This is a genomic window from Prosthecomicrobium sp. N25 (genome assembly GCF_037203705.1).
In the GTDB taxonomy this organism is placed as follows: Bacteria; Pseudomonadota; Alphaproteobacteria; order Rhizobiales; family Ancalomicrobiaceae; genus Prosthecodimorpha.
This window is the reverse complement of the sequence record NZ_JBBCAT010000003.1, coordinates 219060-235382: the sequence shown is the minus strand read 5'-3', so window position 1 is coordinate 235382 and position 16323 is coordinate 219060. Positions and strand designations below refer to the sequence as shown.

Genomic DNA, 16323 nt, shown 5'->3' with positions numbered 1-16323 from the left:
CCTCGAGGATGCGGCGGCGGGGCCGGGGCGCGGCCGACGGTGCTTCAGTGCGGCCACGCCCGGCATCCGCTCACGCTCCTTCAAGCATGCGGCGCTCGGCGCGGTCGCGCTCGACGGCGGCCGGGTCGCGCTCCGCGTAGGGGCCGTAGCCGCCCGCGCCGGGGGTGACGATGCCGACCGTCTGGCCCGGCTCCAGCGTACCCTCGCCGCGCCGGAACGGGCCGACGCCCTCGCCGAACTCGAAGGCGCCGCCTGCGCCCGGCTCGCCCCCGGCGAGGCCCCAGGGCCGCGTGTGAAATCGCGAGCCGTCGATGTCGACCCGGCAGGGCGCCTCGGCGCGGTAGACGCGGCGCAGCCCCATGCCGCCGCGCTGGCGGCCGCGGCCGCCGGAGCCGTCGACGAGCTCGTAGCGCACGACGGTCAGCGGATACTCGACCTCCAGCGCCTCGACGGGCAGGTTCGAGGTGTTGGTCATGTGCACGTGCACGCCGTCGAGGCCGTCCTTGTTCGGCCGGGCCCCGGAGCCGCCGCCGATCGTCTCCAGGTAGACCCAGAGGTCGCCGGTGCCGGGCATCTCGCCGACGAAGACGGCCGACGCGCAGGCGCCGTTGCAGGCGGCGATGACGCGGTCGGGAACCGCCTGGGCGAGGGCGCCGTGGATCAGGTCGACGACGCGCTGGCAGGGCGCGATGCGGCCGTTGACGGCGGCGGGCGACTTGCAGTTCAGCACGGTGCCTTCGGGCGCCGTGACGGTCAGCGGGCGGGCGAGGCCGGAATTCGGCGGGATGGTCGGGTCGACCACGGTCTTGACCGCGTAGTAGACGGTCGAGAGCAGCGCGGTATAGACCATGTTGAAGCCGGCGCGGACCTGCCTGGGGCTGTCGAAATGCAGATGCATCTCGTCGCCCCGCACGGTGATCTCGACCTTGAACTCAATGTCGCCCTCGATCTCCGGGCCGTCGAAGCGGTCGGCGAAGCGGTAGGTGCCGTCCGGAATCGCGGCGATGCCGGCGCGCATCTTGCGCTCGGCATAGTCCTGCAGGGCGCGGCCGGCGGCGAGCACGACGTCGCGGCCGTACTTGTCGCAAAGCGCCCCGACGCGCTCGACGCCCATCCGGTTCGCGGCCATCTGGGCGCGCAGGTCCGACAGGCGCTCGCGCGGGACCTGGCAGTTCAGCAGGATCAGCTCCTGGACGTCGGTCAAGAGCTCGCCGGCCCGGTAGAGGCGGATCGGCGGGATGCGGATGCCCTCCTGGAAGATGTGGGCGTGGCCGCGGTCGGCGAAGTCGGCGTGGTGGGCGGTGTTGACCGCCCAGGCGACCATGACGCCGTCGTGGAAGATCGGCTCGGCGAGGACGATGTCGGGCAGGTGCGTGCCGCCGCCCTCGTAGGCGTCGTTGCCGATGAAGACGTCGCCGGAGCGCATGTCGGCGACCGCATGGCGCTTCAGGATGTGCGGGATGATGCCGATGAAGCTGCCGAGGTGCATGGGGATGTGCTCGGCCTGGCAGAGGGTCGTGCCGTCCAGGTCGAAGAGGGCGGTGGAGCAGTCGCGCCGCTCCTTGATGTTCGTGGAGTAGCTGGCCTTGACCAGCGCCTCGCCCATCTCCTCGGTGATCGACGAGAAGGCGCTGCCGATCACCTCGACGGTGATCGGGTCGACGGCCACGGGCTCCGGTCGCGGGGCGTGCATCAGAGCGTCTCCAGGATCAGGTTGAGGTAGGGCTCGACATGGGCGGTCATGTTGGGCAGCAGGACCGTGGTGGCGTCCATCTGCTCGACGATGGCGGGGCCGACGATGCGGTTGCCGGGCTTCAGCTTCTCGCGGTCGTACACGGTCACGCGCACGAAGCCGTGGGCCTCGGGGAACCACACCTCGCGCTCGCCCATCTTCGCCGCGGAGGCGTCCGGGCCGGCGTCGGGCTCGGGCTTGAACTCGGCCTTCGGCACGAAGCCGATGGCCTCGACCCGGAAGGTGACGAGCTGCACGGCCTCCTCGGCGGCGACGAAGCCGTAGAGGCGCTTGTGGGCGGCCGCGAAGCCGTCCGCGAGCGCCGCCAGGGTGGCGGGGCCAACCGGGCCGTCGGGGACGTCGATGGCGAGTTCGTAGTTCTGGCCCCGGTAGCGCATGTCGACCGTGCGGCGGAGCCGGCGGTCGGCCGACGCCACGGCCTCCTCGTCGAACCAGTGGCCCGCCTCGGCGGCGAGGCCCTCGAAGATTCCGCCGATCTCGGACTCGAGGCCCGCGGCGAGGGTCATCAGGCGGGTGGTGGCGAAATTGGCGCGCAGGTCGGTCAGCAGCAGGCCGAGGGCGCAGCCGATGCCGGGATTCCTCGGCACCAGGATGCGCTTCATGTCGAGCTCGCGGGCGAGCCGGGCGGCGTGGACCGGGCCGGCGCCCCCGAAGGCGACGAGGGTGTAGTCGCGCGGGTCGTGGCCGCGCTGGACGCTGATCACCCGGATCGCCTTCGCCATGTTGGCGGTGACCACCGAGACGATGCCCTGCGCGGTCTCCATCGGGTCCATGCCGAGCTGTTCGGCGAGGCGCTTCACCGCGGCCACAGCGAGATCCTGGCGGATCTTCATGCGGCCGCCGAGGAGTTCCTGCGGGTTCAGGGTCTGGAGCACCACGTTGGCGTCCGTGACGGTCGGCTCGGTGTTGCCGCGGTCGTAGCAGACAGGGCCGGGGTCGGCGCCGGCCGAGCGCGGGCCGACCTTCAGGAGGCCGCCGGAGTCGATGTGGGCGATCGAGCCGCCGCCGGCGCCGACCGTGTGGATGTCGAGCATCGGCGCCTTGATCGGATAGCCGTGCACGGTCGCGTCGCTGGCGAGGCCCGCGACCCCGTTCTTCAGGAGCGCGACGTCGCTCGACGTGCCGCCCATGTCGAAGGTGATCAGGTCGGGGATACCCGTCATGACGCCGAGCGCCTGGCCGGCGACCACCCCAGTGGAGGGACCGGAGAGGACGGTGCGGACCGGCAGGCGCGCGGCCGCGTCGAAGCCGATGACGCCGCCGTTGGACTGGGTCAGGTGCGGGGCGACCGCGATTCCGAGCTCGGCGAGGCGGGCGGCGAGCCGGCGGATGTAGCCGTGCATGACCGGGCCCAGATAGGCGTTCACGACGGCGGTGGAGATCCGCTCGTACTCGCGGAATTCGGGGGCGACCTCGTGGGAGGCGCACACGAAGGCGTCGGGGAAGACCTCCTCGACGATGGCCCGGGCGCGGACCTCGTGGTCGGGGCGGACGAAGCCGTAAAGGAACCCGATCGCCACGGCCTTCACGCCGGCGGCCTTCAGGGTCAGGGCGGCGGCGCGGACGGCGGCCTCGTCGAGGGGCGTCATGACCGAGCCGTCATGGCGCAGGCGCTCGCCGACCTCGATGCGCAGGTCGCGGGTGACGAGCGCCGGGGCCTTGTCGGCCTGCAGGTCGTAGAGCTCGGGCCGCTTCTGGCGGCCGATCTCGATGAGGTCGCGGAAGCCGGCGGTGGTGAGAAGCCCGGTCTTCACGCCCCGATGCTGGATCAGCGCGTTGGTGGCGACGGTCGTGCCGTGGCCGAAATAGACGACGTCCGCCGCCCCGGCGCCGACGCGGGCGAGGCCCTCCTCGGTGCCGCGCGCGATGGCGCGGGACGGGTCGTCGGGCGTGGAGGGCACCTTCCAGACCTCGACGCGGCCGGTCGCGTCGTCGAACAGACAGACGTCCGTGAAAGTGCCGCCGGAATCGATGCCGATGCGCCAAGCCATGTCTCAGGTTCCCATGCTCGCGGCACCTTGTTCCAGATGCTCGCCGGAGGTCCAGGGGGAGCCGTGACCGAAGGCGCCCCGGTAGCGGCAGACGGACGCCGCATGGGCGGCGCCGGCCATCAGGGCTTCGGGCACGGTGCGGCCGCAGAGCCGCGAAACGAGGAAGGCGGTGATGAAGCCGTCGCCGGCGCCCAGCGTGTCGACCACCTCGGTCGGCACGACGCCGCCCCGGTGCCATTCGCCGTCGACCAGGGCGACCGAACCGTCCAGGCCGCGGGTCACGACGACGATGCGGGGGCCTCGCGCGGCGCAGTCCTCGGCGAGCCGACGGCACTCGGCCTCGGCCACCTTGGGGTAGGACAGGAAGGCGATGCCCACATCGGGCAGGGTGGCGGCCAGGTTCTCCGGGGTCCAGCGCTCGGAGTAGTCGAAGGAGAGGCTGCGGGCGACCCGACCGATCGCCGGCAGGGCCGAGCCGAGCTCGCTGTAGATGCTGGTGTGGACGTGGTCGAAGCTGCCGACATAGGCGAGGTCCGCCGCGTCGAAGCCACCCCACGCGCCGCGGACGCCCGGCGAGGAGCGGACGAAGCGGCGGTCGCCCTCGTTGTGTGCGATGAGCACGCGGGCGTTCGGCCCGGGCCGGCGGCGGCAGCGCGCGAGGTCGACGTCCTCGTCCCGGAGTGCCGTCTCGATCACGGCGGCCGTCGAATCCGAGCCGAGGCAGCCCATGTAGGCGGTCTCGCAGCCGAGGCGCCGGGCCAGGACCGCGACATTGACCGCGTTGCCGCCCGGGAACTGCAGGCCGAGGTCGACATAGGTGTCGACCGTGTTGTCACCCAGGCCGAGGATCTTCAGGGGCTTCGCCACGACCATCCGCTCCGGCTCAGTAGGCCACCTTCCACATGTAGCGGCGCGTGCTCAGGGGCTGGTCGCGGAGCACGGAGAGGTGCGCGGCGTAGCGCTTCAGCGCCGCCTGCAGCACGTAGGGGGCGAGGATCGGCCGGGCCGACGCCGGCACGCCGGGCATCGGGTAGACGCGGCTGTCGTATTTCATGACGCGTTCCGCATAGGTGTCGCAGAAGCGCTCGACGCGGTCCATGATCGGCCGGGTCGGGTCCTCGCCCATGAGGAGGACGAGCGGCGTCTGCTTGTCCACGATCTCGAAGGGGCCGTGGAAGAACTCGGCGGCGTCGATCGGATAGCTGTGGAGCCAGAGCATCTCCATGAGGATGCAGACGCCGAACACGTAAGCGGTGGTGAAGCCCGGGCCGGAGGCGACGTGGTAGATGCGGTCGTCGTCCCGGAACGCCTCGGCGTCGCGCGCCGCCCGGGCGTCGTTGGCCACGGCGGCCTGGCAGACGGCCGCCGGCAGGGCGTCGAGCCCGGCCATCAGATTCCCGGCCTCGGTCCAGCCGTCGCGTTCGGCGAGCAGACCTGCGACGAGGGCATGCATCAGCATCGCCATGGCGGTGAAGGATTCGGCCGTGTCGCCGACCAGGAAGGTGGTCCCGACCTCGCGGGCGAGCGGGCGGTCGGCGAATTGCGAGAAGGCCACGACCTTGGCGGGGCGGTCCTTCAGGAAGCCGGCCGCCGCGACCGTCTCGGGCGTGTTGCCCGACTTGGACGCGAGGAAGACCAGGGTGCGCCCGTCGAGACGCCGCGGGTCCTGGGCCATGAACTCGGCGGGGAACGACCGTTTCACCTCCAGGCTCGGAGAGAGATGCTCGATCCACCATGCGAGGCCCCGCATGGCGCGGTTCGCCGAGCCGCAGGCGACGAAGTGGATGCGGTCGACGTCGCCTGCCAGCGATCGGCCGAGGGCGTAGGCGTCGGCGAGCTGGCGGCGGGTCTGGTCGAATCCGGCCAGGGTCGCAGGCGCATCGTAGGCGATGGACATTCGGATGTTTCCGCTGGATCGGGCCGGGTGATTGGAGTATACCAACACCTATACCAATTGGCTGTCAAGCCCGTCCGAAGAGGCCGGAAATGCGTGCGGCACTGCACCGGGAAAGTGCTGGTATAGTGCGAAGCTTGCGGAGAATCGCCAGGAAACCGGTCATGCTGCAGCGCGACGAGGAGGGGTCCCGAAAGCCGGTCTACGTGCAGATCCAGGACTACATCCTGGATCTGATCAGCGGCCCGGATTTCGGACCCGGCGACAAGGTGCCGTCGGAGCGGACGCTCGCCGAGACCCTCGGGGTCAACCGCATGACCGTCCGCAAGGCCATCGACAAGCTGGTCGAGCGCGGCGTTCTGGAGCGCAACTCGACGAGCGGCACGCGCCTGCCGCTGCCGCAGGTCGCCCGTCCGATCGACATGCAGCCCGCCGGGGGCATCGCCCGGATCGTGCTCGCCGCGGGCGGGACGCCCGGCAACAAGCTCCTGCATTTCGGCATGGCGAGCGCCAAGGAGACGACGGCCCAGCGGCTGAAGGTGCCGGTCGGGACGGAGCTCCTCATGTGCCGGCGGCTGTGGACCGTGAACGACATGCCCTTCTGCATCGAGACCAGCTACCTGCCGGCGGCGCGCTTTCCCGACCTGGTGGCGGAGGACCTGGTCGCCGGGCAGTCGCTCTACGGGCTCCTGCGCGGCCGCTACGGGGTCGAGGCCTCGGCCTCCGAGCGGGAGATCAGCGCCGCGCCGGCGGCCGACCTGGAGGGCCGGCTCCTCGGCCTGGAGCCTGGTTCGCCCACCCTCGTCATGCGCCTCGTCGCGCGCGACGGGGAGGGGCGGCCGGTCGAGTACATGAAGTCCGTCAACCATCCCGCCCATGTGGTCTTCCGGGCGACGCCGCCCGGCTGAGCCTTCCTTCCATCCGCCGAGGAACACCGATGCGCATCACCATTGACCCCTTCGAGGGGGACGCCGAACTGCCCGCCAAGTCCGAGGTCGTCGTGATCGGCGGCGGCATCATCGGCGTGACCACGGCGCTGTTCCTGGCGTTGCGGGGGGTCGAGGTGACGCTCTGCGAGAAGGGCGGCATCGCGCAGGAGCAGTCCGGGCGGAACTGGGGTTGGGTGCGCGTCATGGGGCGCGATCCGGGCGAGATTCCGCTCGGGCTCGTCAGCCAGACGCTCTGGGAGAAGATGAGCGAGCTGACCAATGCGGAGCTCGGCTTCCGGCGCGCCGGCATCCTCTACGTGGCCGACACCGAGAAGGAACTCGCGGCCCAGGTCGCTTGGCTCGACCATGCCAAGATCTACGGCATCGAGTCGCGGGTGCTGCGCGGCGCTCAGCTCGAGGCCCTGATCCCCGGGGTGCGGCGGCGTTTCGTGGGCGGGCTCTACACGCCGGCGGACGCCCGGGCCGAGCCCCAGAAGGCGGTCCCGGCGATGGCCGAGGTGGCGCGCCGGTTCGGGGCGCGGATCCTGACCAACTGCGCGGTCCGCGGGCTGGAGACCAAGGCCGGCCAGGTCTCGGGCGTGGTGACCGAGCGGGGGGCGATCGCCTGCTCGACGGTGGTGCTCGCCGGCGGCGCCTGGTCGCGCCTGTTTCTCGGCAACCTCGGCATCGACTTCCCGCAGCTCAAGCTGCTCGGCTCGGTCCTGCGCACCGAGCCGCTGGAGGGGCCGCCGACTCTGGCGGTCGGGGGCTCCGACTTCGCCTTCCGCAAGCGGCTCGACGGCGGCTATTCGGTGGCGCGCCGCAACGCCAGCGTCGCCGAGGTGGTGCCGGACAGCTTCCGGCTCTTCGCCGACTTCTTCCCCTCGCTCGTCAAGCAGCGTGGCGAGCTGCGGCTCAGGGTCGGCCGCCGCTTCATCGAGGAGGCGAGCCTGGCGCGGCGCTGGCAACTCGACGAGCGGACGCCTTTCGAGCAGGTGCGCGCGCTCGATCCCGAGCCCTCCCAGGGCCTCCTCGACGAGGGCCTCGCCAACGTGAAGGCCGCCTTCCCGGCCTTCGCGGAGGCCCGGGTGGCGGGCGCCTGGGGCGGCCTCGTCGACGCCATGCCGGACGCGGTCCCGGTCATCGGCTGGGTGCCGCGCTATCCCGGCCTCCTCATCGCCAGCGGCTTCTCCGGCCACGGCTTCGGCATCGGCCCGGGCGCCGGCCACCTCGTCGCCGACCTCGTCACCGGTGCCAAGCCCATCGTCGACCCGCTCCCCTACCGCCCCGAACGCTTCCCGAGGCTGGCCCGCACCATTGGCGTGGGCCGCGCGGCGTAGCGACCTCTCCCCTCTATCCCCGGACGTTCCTCCGCATCCCGGGCAAGGCGCGGAATGCGCCGCAGATCCGGGGTCCAGCGGGTGCGGGGATGACGGGCGTGGCGGGCATTGCGGGAGGCCCGGCCCTCACCCTGCAGAATGCGCTGGCCCCCGGCGCTTCGGCCGGGGATGCGGGGGAGAGGATGTGCCTTGGGGTCGGCCCTAAAGGGGGTTGTTAGTTCGGCTCCACGTCTCCGCCCGCATCCCCGGACAAGGCGCGTCAGAACCCGGGACACCGGCCTGAAGAAAAAGGCCGCTCCCTGGAGGAGCGGCCCGAGGCTTCGCGGATCGGGGGCGGCTCAGCCGAGGGAGGCCTGTTCGAGCAGGTAGCCGGAGAAGAAGTTGGTGCCCCCGGGGAGGCTCTTGAAGCCCGTCAGGGACTTGACCATGCCGTAGCCCTGGGAGCGCCAGGCGAGGCCGACCAGGGAGGCGGCGTCGAGCGCGACCTTCTCGAGTTCGGCGTAGATGGCCTTGCGCTTGGCGATGTCGAACTCGGCGCGGCCCTTGGCGAAGAGGGCGTCGATCTCCGGCGTCGGGATGCCGTAGCTGCGCGACACGCTGGGGGGGAGCTGGCCGTTCAGGATCGGGGCGAGGCCGTCCGGGTCGTTATTGTCGGCGGTCGTGCCCTGGACGCAGAACTCGTACTGGCCCTTGTTGCCGAGGTTCACGCGGGTCGCCCAGTCGGGCAGGTTCAGCTTCACGTCGATGCCGATCTCGGAGAGATGGGCCTGGACGACCTCGGCGGTCGACTTGTGCATGCCGTATTGCGCGGTCGACAGGAGCGTGCAGGCGAAGCCCTTTGGCACGCCCGCCTCGGCCATCAGCTTCTTGGCCTTGTCCGGATCGTAGCCCCAGTATTTCGAGGCGGCCTCGTTGAAGTAGGGGCTCGTGGGCGGGATCGGCAGCCCGGTCAGCGGCCGGCCGCGGCCGAAGAAGGCGGCGTCCACGATCTCTTCCCGGCGGATCGCGTAGGCGACGGCCTGGCGCAGGCGCTTGTCCTTGAAGGGGCCGGTCTCGCCGTTGAAGTTCAGCGCCATGAAGGGGCCGTCGGCGGCGTCGAGCTTCAGCTTCGGGTCCTTCTCGATGGCGCCCATGTGCTGCCAGGGCACGTACTCGATCAGGTCGACGTCGCCGGCCTGCAGGGCGGCCACGCGCAGGTTCTCGTCCGCGTAGGCGATGATCTTGATGGCGCCAACCTTCGGCATGCCGGGCTTGTAGTATTTCTCATTGGCGACCACGTCGATGGAGACGCCGCGCTCCTGACCCTTCATGACGAAGGGGCCGGCGCCGATGCCGAGGGCACCGCCCTCGGTGGAGCCCTTGGCGATGATCGGGGCGTGGGGGCTGGCGAGCCAGACCGGCAGCGTGACGGTCGGCTGCCGCATGGTGATCCGGACGGTCTGCGGGTCGGGCGTCTCGATCCGCTCGACGCCCTTGAATTCGTTCTTCAGGAAGGCCGTGGAGGCGTCGGCGGCGATCTGCTCGAGGGTCCACTTGACATCCTCGGATGTCACCGGCCGGCCGTCGGAGAACTCGGCCTTGCGCAGCTTGAACACCCAGGTGGTGGCGCCCTCGGTCGCCCAGCTCTCCGCGAGTTCGGGGCGGACCTCGCCGTCCGGACCGAAGCCGGTCAGGCCGCGGAAGACCAGGAGCTTGACGGTCAGCGCCGCCGTGCCGGTGTGGACCCAGGGCTGCAGGCTCGGCGGGAAGCTGGACAGGCCGAAGCGCAGGACGTTCGACGGGGCGGCCGCGAAGGCGCGGACGCGGGTCAGGGGCAGGGCGGCCCCGGCGGCGAGGACGGTACGGCGCGACAGCAGGATCATTGGAGGGCCTCCACGAGAGCGCGACCGAAGGGCGGCGGAATTGGTGTATACCAATGCATCCACCAAGGCAATGCGGTCTCGGCTTGGGCTAGGCCAATTTCTTTTGCCGCCCCGCATTCCCCCGGCCGCGTCGCCGTCGACAAGGCGCGCGCGCGAAGGCAGACTGGCGGGAAAAGCGAGCGCCCGTCGCGGGCGCCGGACCGGGGAAGCGCCGATGCTCAGGGTGAAGCGGGTCTACGACCCTCCGCAGCCGGCGGACGGCTACCGGGTGCTGGTCGACCGGCTCTGGCCGCGCGGGCTGACCCGGGAGGCGGCCGCGCTCGACGCCTGGATGAAGGACCTCGCGCCGAGCGACGGCTTGCGGCGCTGGTTCGGCGAGGCGGAGGGACGCTGGCCGGAGTTCGCGGTCCGCTACCGCGCCGAGCTCGCTTCGGAGGCCGCCGCGGGCGGGCTCGCCGAGCTCCGGTCGCGCGCGCGGGAGGGCACCGTCACGCTGCTCTTCGGCAAGCGCGACGCGGTCTACAACAATGCCGAGGTGCTGCGGGCCGTCCTGGAGGGAACGGAACCTCCGCGGTGAGGCGCGCCTGATCAGCCGAAGACCTGCTTCAGTTCCTGGACCTGCTCGTAGGTGAGGCGGCGGACCGGCTGGCCGCGCAGGACGACGACGAGCCTCGCCGTCTCCTCCAGTTCCTCGGCGGCGAAGACGGCGCTCTCCAGGTCCCTGGCGGCGACCACCGGGCCGTGGTTGGCGAGCAGCACGCAGGCGTGCGAGCCCTGGAGGCCCCGGATCATCTCGCCCATCGCCGGGTCCCCCGGCCGGACATAGGGGAGCAGCTTCACGGCGCCGACCCGCATGACGACATAGGGGGTGAGCGGCGGGATGCAGTCCTCCGGGTCGACGTCGGAGAGGCAGGAGACCGCGGTGGCGTAGGTGGAATGCAGGTGCACGACGGCGCCGGTGCCCGGGCGCGTCTCGTAGAAGGCGCGGTGCAGGAAGATCTCCTTCGACGGCGGATCGCCGGCGACATGGCGGCCGAAGCGGTCGATCTTGGAGATGCGCGCCGGGTCGAGAAAGCCGAGGCAGGAATTCGTCGGAGTGATGAGCAGCCCGTCTTCGAGGGCGACGCTGATGTTGCCCGAGGAGCCGACCGTGAAACCGCGGTCGAACAAAGATCTTGCGAGCCGCGCCATCGTCTCGCGCAGGAGGATTTCACGCTGCTGGGCGCCGATGCTCATGGCCGTTCCGGGTCGATCGATGGTCAGGACAGAACAAGCCTGCCGAAATCCAGGCGAATTTCAATGCCCCGAATGATGGATCGGCAGGCAGCGGACGGCTTCCCGGCGTGCGTGGACAATCGGGCACAGGCGGGTCAGGGGTCGGTCAGGCGGTCGCGCCGAGGCGGTGCGCCGGCTCCGTCTCGCGGCGCGACAGCCGCTCGGCGCGCAAGCGCTCGGTCAGGTGCAGGCCGGCGCCGCGCACATGGGCCTCGACCACGCGCGCGGCGGCGTCGGGATCGTGGCTCCGGATCGCGTCGATGAGGGCGCGGTGCTCGGCCAGGATGGCGCGCCGGCGCGGCTCGGTGAAGGGGAAGCGGCGGCTGATGGCGCGCAGGATGCCGCGCTGGCGCGCCCAGAGCGCCAAAGCCTCGCTGTTGTAGTGCGGCGCGTAGGTCATCCCGTGGAAGGCCGAATCGCGGTTACCGTAGGCCTCCTGGTCGTCGAAGCCGGCCACCTCGATTTCGGCCTGGATGGCGGCCAGGCGGGCGATGTCGGCGGGGCTGGCGGTCTCGGCGAACCAGCGGACGAGGTACGGTTCGACGAGGGCGATGATCTCGTAGACGTTGCGGACGAAGTCCTCGTCCACCGAGCGCACCCTTGCTCCGCGGTTCGGGCTGATCACCACGAAGCCCTCGCCCTGCAGACGCTGGAGCGCCTCGCGCACCGGGTTGGTGGACGTGCCGAAGCGCTCGGCGAGTTCGCTCGCCTTCAGGCGCGCGCCGGCCGGCAGGCGCCCCTCGATGATGCCGTCGCGGATCTCCCGATAGACGCGGCCGGAGCCGAGCCCGTCGGCCTCGTCGAGATCGGGAACCGTCACCTTGGATTTCGCCATCCGCGTCTTTCCGTCCGGCCTTCTTTCCGCAGGCGCCACAGGCCACTTCTGCGCCATCGTACATCACAATTGACAGATAATGTACGATCTGGAATGGTTCCTCCATCAAAAACGCGCGGCGTCAAGCCGCCGGCACCCCTCCGGGAGGACATATCCATGACCATCGGGACGCTTCCGGCGTCGGCGCCGTCGCGCCGCGCGCGCCGCCTTCTCGCCTCCGCCGCAGCGCTTGCGGCCGCTGCATCCTTCGCCGCGCCGGCGCTCGCCCAGTACAAGCAGGCGCCGATGCTCGACCAGGCGGTCGCCGACAAGAAGCTGCCGCCCGTCGCCGAGCGCCTGCCCGAGAAGCCCTTCGTGGAAAAGCCGGTCCAGTCGGTGGGCAAGTACGGCGGTACCTTGCGGACGACGATCCTGGCCAACGGCGACCACTACAACCTCACCCGGACGGTGGCGAACGAGACGATCGTGCGCTGGACGCCGGACTGGAGCGAGGTCGTCCCGTCGATCGCCGAGAGCTTCACGGCGAGCCCGGACGCGACCACCTACACGTTCAAGCTCAGGAAGGGCATGCGCTGGTCGGACGGTACGCCGTTCACGGCGGACGACATCATGTTCTGGTACGAGGACGTGTTTCTCTCGCCGGAGCTGACGCCGTCCAAGAACCCGATCTTCGTCCTGGAAGGAAAGCCCGTTGTCGTCACCAAGCTCGGCGACTACGAGGTCCAGTTCAAGTTCGCGGCGCCCTACGGGCTGTTCCTGCAGCAGCTCGCCTACGGGCAGGGCCATATCCCGATCATCTACCCGAAGCACTACCTCAAGCAGTTCCATGCCAAGTACAATGAGGCCGGCATCAAGACGATGCTCGCCGAGAGTCAGACCGTGAAGGACTGGGTCAGTCTCTTCAATTCGAAGGTGTCGCTGACCTTCCAGCCGGCGTTCTGGCAGAACCTGGACCTGCCGACGCTCAATCCCTGGCTGCTGACCACCGCGTACGGGCCGACGGACCGCGTGGCCGTGGTGCGCAACCCCTACTACTGGAAGGTCGACACGGCCGGCAACCAGCTCCCCTACATCGACCGGATTACCTGGCAGAAGATCGACGACGTGCAGCTGATGCTGCTCAAGGCGACCACCGGCGAGTTCGACTTCTCGTTCCGGCACATCAACAACTCTACCTTCAAGTCGGTGCTCTATGACAACCAGAAGCAGGGCAAATACCGCTTCTTCGACGTCAAGGACCTGCCGGCGAACGACGCGGTCATCCTCCTGAACCTGAACGTCAACGACCCGGTGAAGCGCAAGGTCTTCCAGAACAAGGACTTCCGGATCGCGCTCAGCCACGCGATCAACCGGCAGGAGATCATCGACCTCATCTATGTGGGCCGGGGCACGCCCTCGCAGGTGGCGGTCCACAAGGGGCACGAGCTCTACAACGAGCGGCTCTCCAAGCAGTATGTCGAGTACGATCCCAAGAAATCGAACGAGATCCTGGACAAGATCGGGCTCGACAAGAAGGATTCAGAGGGCTACCGGCTCGGGCCGGACGGCAAGCGCTTCTCGATCGTCTTCATGGTGGCCGACGTGTTCGGATCGAGCTACCCGGACGTGATGCTGCAGGTCCAGAAATACGCCAAGGCGGTCGGGATCGACATCCAGCTCCGCAACGTCGACCGGGCGCGCCTCAACACCATGTGGTACGCCAACGAGCACGAGGCCTACATCTGGAACTGCGTCGGCGGGCTCTCCGAGGCCTACACGGACGTGCGCTGCTACATGCCGTTCCAGAAGGCGGACATCTTCTTCGCCATGAAGTGGTCGGAATGGTACTCCGACCCGAAGACCGGCGAGGAGCCGCCCCCCGAGGTCAAGGCCTCCATGGCGCTCTACGACAAGGTCAAGAGCGCCTCAACCAAGGAGGCTCAGCTCACGGCCATGAAGGCCTTCCTGGAGACCGCGGCCGACAACTTCTACACGATCGGGATCACACATCCGGACCCGAAATACGGCATCGTCGGCACCTCCGTGAAGAACGTCTTCGAGCCCCTGCCGATCACCGGCAACCTCTGGCACCCGGCACCGACGCTCACTCAGTTCTACTTCGATCGGTGAGCGCGGCGGGCGCCGTCTTCCTGCTCCGACCGTGGATGGCGAGGAGGCGGAGGGTGAAGGGCGCTCGACCCCGCCTCTCCGCTTCGCTTCGACCGGGGATGCGGGGGAGGGGGGACGGGCCTGATGGTCGGGGGTAGCGGTCCTCGCGGATGCAGGGGGCCCGAAGTTCCCTTCCGGCTTCTCCAGTGACGAGACGCGCGTGACCAGCTTCATCCTCCGCCGCCTGCTCTACATGATCCCGACGCTCTTCGCGGTGTCGGTGGTGGCGTTCTTCATCATCCAGCTGCCGCCGGGGGACTATCTCTCGACGCTGATGGCGGACTGGGCGGCACAGGGCGGGGCGGTGGAGTCCGGGACGCTCGATGCCCTGCGGCGACGGTTCGGGCTCGACCAGCCCTTCTATGTGCAATACTGGCTGTGGATCTCCGGCATCCTGACGCGCGGGGACTTCGGCATCTCGTTCGAGCTGGGCAAGCCGGTCACCGAGGTCATCTGGGGGCGGCTCGGCTACACCTTCCTGATCTCGGGGTTGACGCTGATCGCGATCTGGTCCGTGGCGATCCCGATCGGCATCTACTCGGCGGTCCGGCAGTATTCGGTCGGCGACTACGTGGCGACCTTCATCGGCTTCGCCGGCCTGGCGATCCCGAACTTCCTGTTGGCGCTGGTGCTGATGTACCTGCTCGTCGCGGTGTTCGGGCAGAGCGTCGGCGGGCTCTTCTCGCCCGACATGGTGGACGAGCCCTGGGGCTGGGCGAAGGTCGTCGACCTCCTGGGCCACGTCTGGCTGCCGGTCCTGGTGGTGGGCGCCTCCGGGCTCGCCTCGCTGATCCGGATCCTCCGGGCGAACCTGCTCGACGAACTCTACAAGCCCTATGTGGTCACCGCGCGGGCGAAGGGGATGAGCGAGTTCCGGCTGCTCCTCAAATACCCGGTCCGGGTCGCCCTCAATCCGCTCATCTCGACGCTCGGCTGGATCCTGCCGACGCTGGTCTCCGGCGAGATCATCGTGTCGGTGGTGCTCAGCCTGCCGACCTCCGGGCCGATGCTGCTCAGGGCGCTGATGAGCCAGGACATGTACCTCGCCGGCTCGCTGATCCTCATGGTCTCGACCCTGACCATGATCGGCACCCTGCTCTCCGACATCCTCCTCGCCGTCGTCGACCCGCGGATCCGCTACCAATGACTGCGCTCGACGCCCCCGAACCTGCGAACCCAACGGAGCTGCCGGCCGAGAAGACCGTGCTGGTCGCCGGCCAGTGGCGGCTCTTCTGGTGGAAGTTCAAGCGGCACCGGCTGGCGCTGGCGAGCCTCGTCGTGGTCGTCTGCCTCTACCTGGTGGCGCTGACGGCCGAGTTCCTGGCGCCCTTCGCGCCGGACCAGTCGAATGCGCGCTACACCTATGCGCCGCGCCAGCCGATCCACCTGTTCCAGGCGACCGAGAGCGGGGGCTGGCGCTTCGCCCCCCACGTGGAGGGCTTCACGGTGAAGCTCGATCCGGTCGCGGTCCGACGCACCTTCGTGCCGGATCCGACGAAGCCGATCCAGATCGGCTTCCTGGTCCCTTCCGAGCCCTACCGCCTCGCTGGCCTCGTCCCGCTCTCGACCAAGCTCGTGGGGCCGCTCGACACGAGCCAGCCGATGTATCTCCTGGGCGCCGACCGGCTCGGCCGCGACATCCTCAGCCGTGTGATCCACGGCGCGCGGATCTCGCTGTCGATCGGGCTCGTCGGGGTCGGGATCAGCCTCTTCCTCGGCATCCTGCTCGGCGGCATCTCGGGGCATTTCGGCGGTCTCACCGACACGCTGATCCAGCGGCTGATCGAATTCCTGCGCTCGATCCCCACGATCCCGCTCTGGATGGGGCTCGCGGCCGCGGTGCCGCTGACCTGGCCGCCGCTGCGGACCTACTTCGTCATCACCCTGATCGTCTCGCTGATCGGCTGGACGAGCCTCGCCCGCGAGGTGCGCGGCAAGTTCCTGTCGCTGCGAAACGAGGATTTCGTCACGGCCGCGCGGCTCGACGGCATGAGCGAGATCGGCATCATCTTCCATCACCTGGTGCCCTCGTTCCTGTCGCACATCATCGCCACCATGACGCTGGCGATCCCGGCGATGATCCTGGCCGAGACCTCCCTCTCCTTCCTGGGCATCGGGCTCCAGCCGCCGATCGTCTCCTGGGGCGTGCTGCTGCAGGAGGCGCAGAACGTCCGGGCGGTCAGCCAGGCGCCCTGGCTCCTGTTCGTGCCCGGGACGGCGGTCGTCCTGTCGGTGCTCGCCCTCAACTTCCTCGGCGACGGCCTGCGCGACGCGGCCGATCCCTATGCGCGGTGAG

General features: G+C 69.7%; 13 protein-coding genes. 6 read left to right on the top strand and 7 right to left on the bottom strand.

What is annotated here, in order from left to right; all coding sequences use genetic code 11:
* Positions 1-70: 70 nt before the first annotated feature.
* Genes WBG79_RS20235 through WBG79_RS20220 form a run of 4 tightly spaced genes read right to left on the bottom strand, consistent with a single transcriptional unit; the run spans position 71 to position 5641 of the window.
* Positions 71-1693: a hydantoinase B/oxoprolinase family protein gene (locus WBG79_RS20235; protein WP_337359032.1), complete on the bottom strand. Its 1623-nt coding sequence runs from the start codon at positions 1691-1693 to the stop codon at positions 71-73.
* A complete protein-coding gene (locus WBG79_RS20230; protein ID WP_337359031.1) occupies positions 1693-3744 on the bottom strand; it encodes a hydantoinase/oxoprolinase family protein in 2052 nt (683 codons plus the stop codon). The genes WBG79_RS20235 and WBG79_RS20230 overlap by 1 nt, the downstream gene beginning before the upstream one ends.
* A gap of 3 nt (positions 3745-3747) precedes the next feature.
* A complete protein-coding gene (locus tag WBG79_RS20225) occupies positions 3748-4611 on the bottom strand; it encodes a PfkB family carbohydrate kinase (RefSeq protein WP_337359030.1) in 864 nt (287 codons plus the stop codon).
* 16 nt (positions 4612-4627) lie between these two features.
* Positions 4628-5641, bottom strand: a complete 1014-nt coding sequence (locus WBG79_RS20220) for an SIS domain-containing protein (protein WP_337359029.1) — start codon at positions 5639-5641, stop codon at positions 4628-4630.
* A 161-nt stretch (positions 5642-5802) separates the two neighbouring features.
* On the opposite strand from WBG79_RS20220, the gene WBG79_RS20215 reads away from it, so the two are divergent.
* The gene (locus tag WBG79_RS20215; RefSeq protein WP_337359028.1) at positions 5803-6546 is read left to right on the top strand and encodes a GntR family transcriptional regulator; all 744 of its coding nucleotides are present in this window, start codon (positions 5803-5805) and stop codon (positions 6544-6546) included.
* Positions 6547-6575: 29 nt separating this feature from the next.
* Positions 6576-7907 carry an NAD(P)/FAD-dependent oxidoreductase gene (locus WBG79_RS20210; RefSeq protein ID WP_337359027.1) on the top strand — a complete coding sequence of 444 codons (1332 nt, stop codon included), beginning with the start codon at positions 6576-6578 and terminating at the stop codon, positions 7905-7907.
* Between the two features lie 338 nt (positions 7908-8245).
* Here WBG79_RS20210 and WBG79_RS20205 read toward each other — a convergent pair whose 3' ends face one another.
* Positions 8246-9769: an ABC transporter substrate-binding protein gene (locus tag WBG79_RS20205; protein WP_337359026.1), complete on the bottom strand. Its 1524-nt coding sequence runs from the start codon at positions 9767-9769 to the stop codon at positions 8246-8248.
* A gap of 214 nt (positions 9770-9983) precedes the next feature.
* On the opposite strand from WBG79_RS20205, the gene WBG79_RS20200 reads away from it, so the two are divergent.
* Positions 9984-10346 carry a DUF488 domain-containing protein gene (locus WBG79_RS20200; protein ID WP_337359025.1) on the top strand — a complete coding sequence of 121 codons (363 nt, stop codon included), beginning with the start codon at positions 9984-9986 and terminating at the stop codon, positions 10344-10346.
* 11 nt (positions 10347-10357) lie between these two features.
* Here the strand turns inward: WBG79_RS20200 and otnC are convergent, their stop codons facing one another.
* Together otnC and WBG79_RS20190 are read right to left on the bottom strand one after the other, a co-directional pair.
* A complete protein-coding gene (gene otnC, locus WBG79_RS20195) occupies positions 10358-11005 on the bottom strand; it encodes a 3-oxo-tetronate 4-phosphate decarboxylase (protein ID WP_337359024.1) in 648 nt (215 codons plus the stop codon).
* 145 nt (positions 11006-11150) lie between these two features.
* Positions 11151-11879, bottom strand: coding sequence for a GntR family transcriptional regulator (locus WBG79_RS20190; RefSeq protein ID WP_337359023.1), 729 nt, complete (start codon positions 11877-11879; stop codon positions 11151-11153).
* Positions 11880-12035: 156 nt separating this feature from the next.
* Between WBG79_RS20190 and WBG79_RS20185 the strand changes: the two genes are divergently transcribed.
* From WBG79_RS20185 to WBG79_RS20175, 3 genes are all read left to right on the top strand, one after another.
* Complete coding sequence (locus WBG79_RS20185; RefSeq protein WP_337359022.1) at positions 12036-13988, top strand: ABC transporter substrate-binding protein; 1953 nt, start codon at positions 12036-12038, stop codon at positions 13986-13988.
* A gap of 199 nt (positions 13989-14187) precedes the next feature.
* Complete coding sequence (locus tag WBG79_RS20180) at positions 14188-15174, top strand: ABC transporter permease (RefSeq protein ID WP_337359021.1); 987 nt, start codon at positions 14188-14190, stop codon at positions 15172-15174.
* On the top strand, positions 15171-16322 hold the full coding sequence (locus WBG79_RS20175; protein WP_337359020.1) for an ABC transporter permease: 1152 nt from the start codon (positions 15171-15173) through the stop codon (positions 16320-16322). The genes WBG79_RS20180 and WBG79_RS20175 overlap by 4 nt, the downstream gene beginning before the upstream one ends.
* Position 16323: the final 1 nt, after the last annotated feature.